4 protein-coding genes are annotated in these 4,450 nt (G+C 64.4%); 2 read left to right on the plus strand and 2 right to left on the minus strand.

Features of this window, described 5'->3' with window-relative positions; genetic code table 11:
• Positions 1–31 precede the first annotated feature (31 nt).
• Entirely contained in the window at positions 32–1,048 is a 1,017-nt protein-coding gene (ilvC, locus tag QZY06_RS14610; protein ID WP_028475137.1) for a ketol-acid reductoisomerase, read from the minus strand.
• Positions 1,049–1,144: 96 nt separating this feature from the next.
• A complete protein-coding gene (gene ilvN, locus QZY06_RS14615) occupies positions 1,145–1,657 on the minus strand; it encodes an acetolactate synthase small subunit (RefSeq protein WP_022975656.1) in 513 nt (170 codons plus the stop codon).
• Positions 1,658–1,826: 169 nt separating this feature from the next.
• Between ilvN and ilvB the strand changes: the two genes are divergently transcribed.
• The gene (ilvB, locus tag QZY06_RS14620; RefSeq protein ID WP_295685812.1) at positions 1,827–3,680 is read left to right on the plus strand and encodes a biosynthetic-type acetolactate synthase large subunit; all 1,854 of its coding nucleotides are present in this window, start codon (positions 1,827–1,829) and stop codon (positions 3,678–3,680) included.
• 13 nt (positions 3,681–3,693) lie between these two features.
• Positions 3,694–4,449: an ATP-binding protein gene (locus QZY06_RS14625; protein WP_273454730.1), complete on the plus strand. Its 756-nt coding sequence runs from the start codon at positions 3,694–3,696 to the stop codon at positions 4,447–4,449.
• The last annotated feature ends 1 nt before the right edge of the window (position 4,450 follow it).

Below are 4,450 nucleotides of genomic sequence, written 5' to 3' on the forward strand. Positions count from 1 at the left end.
GCGTGGGTCCCTCGCCGGGTGACTCGCGTCTTTAATTTTTCGTCTTGTCGACCAGCTTGTTCTTCGAGATCCACGGCATCATCGCGCGCAGACCGGCGCCGACGGTTTCGATCTGGTGCTCGGCGGCAATGCGACGACGCGCCTGCATCATCGGCTGGCCAGCCTGGTTCTCGAGGACGAAGTCACGAGCGAACTTGCCGGTCTGGATGTCGGCGAGGACGCGCTTCATTTCCTTCTTGGTTTCTTCGGTGATGATGCGCGGGCCGGTCACGTAGTCGCCGTATTCGGCGGTGTTCGAGATCGAGTAGCGCATCGTCGAGATGCCGCCTTCGTACATCAGGTCGACGATCAGCTTGAGTTCGTGCAGGCACTCGAAGTAAGCCATTTCCGGCGCGTAGCCGGCTTCGACCAGCACTTCGAAACCCGCCTGCACCAGCGCCGAGGCGCCGCCGCAGAGCACGGCCTGTTCGCCGAACAGATCGGTTTCGGTCTCTTCGCGGAAGTTGGTTTCGATGATGCCGGCGCGGCCGCCGCCATTCGCCGAGGCGTAGCTCAGGGCGATCTGCTTGGCGGAACCGGAGGCGTCCTGGTGGATCGCGATCAGGCTCGGCACGCCGCCGCCCTGGGTGTAGGTCGAGCGCACGGTGTGGCCGGGGCCCTTCGGCGCAACCATGATCACGTCGAGGTCGGCGCGCGGCTGGATCAGGCCGAAATGGATGTTGAAGCCGTGGGCGAAGGCCAGCACGCCGCCTTCCTTCAGATTGTTGACCACGCTCTGCTCATAGATCAGGCGCTGATCCTGGTCCGGGGCGAGGATCATGACCACGTCGGCAGTCTTCACCGCGTCGGCGACTTCGAGCACCTTGAGGCCGGCGTTGGCCGCCTTGACCCAGCTCTTCGAGCTCTTGCGCAGGCCGACGGTAACGTCGACACCGGAGTCCTTGAGGTTCAGCGCATGGGCATGGCCCTGCGAGCCATAGCCAAGGATCGTGACCTTGCGCGACTGGATGATCGAAAGGTCGGCGTCTTTATCGTAGAAAACTGAAATGCTCACAGCGGTTCCCTCTCGTGGGACGGATGAAGCGCGGATGCGCCTTCGGTGGATCGGATCGTTATTTACAGCTCGTTTCTCGAGGCCGACGTTTCAGACCGGCGCAGCGAGCACGGTGGTACCGCGTGCCAGGGCCGCGGTGCCGCTGCGCGCCAGTTCGAGCACGCGGGCCAGGCCGGAGATTTCGGCGACGAAGTCGTTGACCTCGGCGCCGGTGCCGGTCAGCTGCACGGTGCGGGTGGCTTCGGTCTCGTCGAGAATCTGGCCGTGGTGGCGGACCACGCAGTCGACGACCGGCTGCAGGTTGAGCGCATCGACCCGGACCTTGAGCATCAACAGTTCGGCTTCGATGTGATCGCGGCCGGCGAGATCGATGATCTCGACGATTTCGATCAGCTTGCGCGACTGCTTGATGATCTGTTCGACGACCGATTCGCTGCCGTAGGTCACGAGCGTCAGCCGGGACAGGCTGGGATCGTGAGTCGGCGCGACCGATAGCGACTCGATGTTGTAGCCGCGGGCCGAGAACATGCCGGCGACACGCGCCAGCGCGCCTGCTTCGTTCTGAAGCAGGATGGAAACGATATGTCTTTGATCTTGACGCATAGGGCGCGCACGGTAGCCGCACATTGCGTCTTGCGCAAGACGGGAACGGGCCGGAAACAGTGCGGACATGCTATAAAAGCGCCCCTTTTGGCGCTGCAGAGCGTCAAACGCACCGTTAACGCGCAACTTCTCCCGCGCACTACCCGCGACCCAACGAGCATTCGATCCGATGAACGCACCGCTGCAGCACGACACGCACCCCCTCGCCGGCCAGACGATGAGCGGCGCCGACATCATCGTCCAGGTCCTGGCCGATGAGGGTGTCGATGTCGTCTTCGGCTATTCGGGTGGCGCGATTCTGCCGACCTACGATGCGATCTTCCGCTTCAATGCCGCCAATCCGAGCGCCAAGGGCGAAGACCCGATGCCGCTGATCGTGCCGGCCAACGAGCAGGGCGCCGGCTTCATGGCGGCCGGCTATGCACGGTCCTCGGGCCGGGTCGGCGTGGCGCTGGTGACGTCCGGCCCGGGTGCCACCAACACCGTGACTCCGGTGCGCGATTCGATGGCCGACTCCACACCGATCGTGGTCATCTGCGGCCAGGTGCCGACTTCGGCGATGGGCACCGACGCGTTCCAGGAAGCGCCGATCAGCAACATCATGGCCGCCTGCGCCAAGCACGTGTTCCTGGTCACCGATCCGAGCAAGCTCGAAGCCACCGTGCGCACCGCGTTCGAGATCGCCCGCACTGGTCGTCCCGGCCCGGTGGTCGTCGACGTGCCGAAGGACGTGCAGAACTGGAAGGGCGTGTTCACCGGTCGTCGTGACGTGCTCGGCCGCCTGCCGGTGCCGGGCTACCGCGCCCGCCTGCGCGTGACCGATGAAGCGCGCATCGACGACGCTTCCCTCGCCCGCTTCCACGAGCTGTTCAAGGCGGCCAAGCGGCCGATGATCTACGCCGGCGGCGGCGTCATCCACGCCGAAGCGGCCGAGCAGCTGCGCGCCTTCGCCAACGAGTACCGCATCCCGACGGTGATGACCCTGATGGGTCTCGGCGCTTACGACACCACCGATCCGCTGTCGATGCACATGCTCGGCATGCATGGCACCGCCTACGCGAACTATGCGATCGATGACTGCGATCTGCTGATCGCGATCGGCGCCCGCTTCGACGATCGCGTGGCCGGTGTGCCGTCGAAGTTCGCCCGCAACGCCAAGGCGATCCTGCACTTCGATGTCGACGCTTCCGAGATCAACAAGGTCAAGCGGGTGACCTGGTCGCACGTCGGCAATCTGAAGGTGGCGCTGACCCAGGTGCTGGCGCATGGCCGGGCGCAGAACTTCAAGCCGGACTACCGCGAATGGCATGGCCACGTGGCCGAGCTGAAGCGTGTCCACGCGATGAACTACGACCGCGCCTCGGCGACCATCCAGCCGTACGCGATCATCGAAGCGATCAACCGCATCACCAAAGGTGACGCGATCATCGCCACCGGCGTCGGCCAGCATCAGATGTGGGCCGCGCAGTACTTCGATTTCCGGCAGCCGCGCCTGTGGCTCACCTCCGGTTCGATGGGCACGATGGGCTTCGGTCTGCCGGCGGCGATCGGCGCACAGTTCGCCAATCCGAAGAAGATCGTCGTCGACATCGACGGCGACGCTTCGGTGCGGATGAACATCGGCGAGATGGAAACGATCACCAACTACGGCCTGCCGATCAAAGTGGTGGTGCTGAACAATTCCGGCGACGGCATGGTTCGCCAATGGCAGAAGCTCTTTCACGAAAGCCGCTTCTCGGGCAGCGACAAGACACTGCACAAGAAGGATTTCGTGAAAGCCGCGCAGGCCGATGGCTTCGAGTACGCGGTGCAGCTGTCGAACCCGGCGAACATCGATCGCGTGGTCGGCGAGTTCGTCGCCTTCCCTGGTCCGGCCTTCCTCGAAGTGGTCATCGATCGCGATGCCGGCGTCTATCCGATGGTCGGCCCCGGCATGAGCTACGCGGAGATGATCACCGGCGACTGGATCGCGTCACGCGAACCGCCGAAGGTGCTCGACGTCAGCAAGACCCAGCTGTTCTGAGGCTGTGTCGCAGATGAACGCGGAAACGCTCGCCTGGCGCTGGCGCAATGGCGCGCTGCAGCCGATCGCCTTTCCGGCGACGGTGCAGCTCGACCATCTGCTCGGCATCGATCGCCAGAAAGCGGCGGCAGTGCAGAACACCGAGCAGTTCGTCGCCGGCAAGCCTGCCAACCACATCCTGCTGACCGGCTCGCGCGGCACCGGCAAATCCTCGCTGGTGAAAGCGCTGCTGACCGAGTTCGCGCCGCGCGGTCTGCGGCTGGTCGAGGTTCATCCGCAGGATCTGGTCGATCTGCCGGATGTCGTCGCGCCGCTGCGCGGACGGCCGGAGCGCTTTGTGCTGTACGTCGACGATTTCTCGATCGCGTCCAATGATTCGGCGTTGACCGCGCTGAAGGCCGCGCTCGATGGCGGCATCGAGGAACCGGCCGAGAACGTGCTGATCTACGCGACCAGCAATCGCCGGCATCTGACACCGCAGCTGAAATCCGACAACGCCGAATATCGCTGGGAAAATGATGAGCTGAACCCCGGCGAATCGACCGAGGAAAAGGTCGCGCTGTCCGAGCGCTTCGGCCTGTGGCTGAGCTTCCAGCCGTTCAGCCAGGTTCAGTACATCGACGCCGTGCGCCTGCATCTGTCGCGACTCGGCGTGACCGACTGGAACGACGAGCTGAAAGTGCTGGCGCAGCGCTGGGCGCTGAATCGCGCTTCGCGCTCGGGGCGGGTTGCGCAGCAGTTTGCTCGGGACTACGCGGGACGAAACTGAC

Source organism: uncultured Nevskia sp. (assembly GCF_903885465.1).
Classification (GTDB): Bacteria; Pseudomonadota; Gammaproteobacteria; order Nevskiales; family Nevskiaceae; genus Nevskia.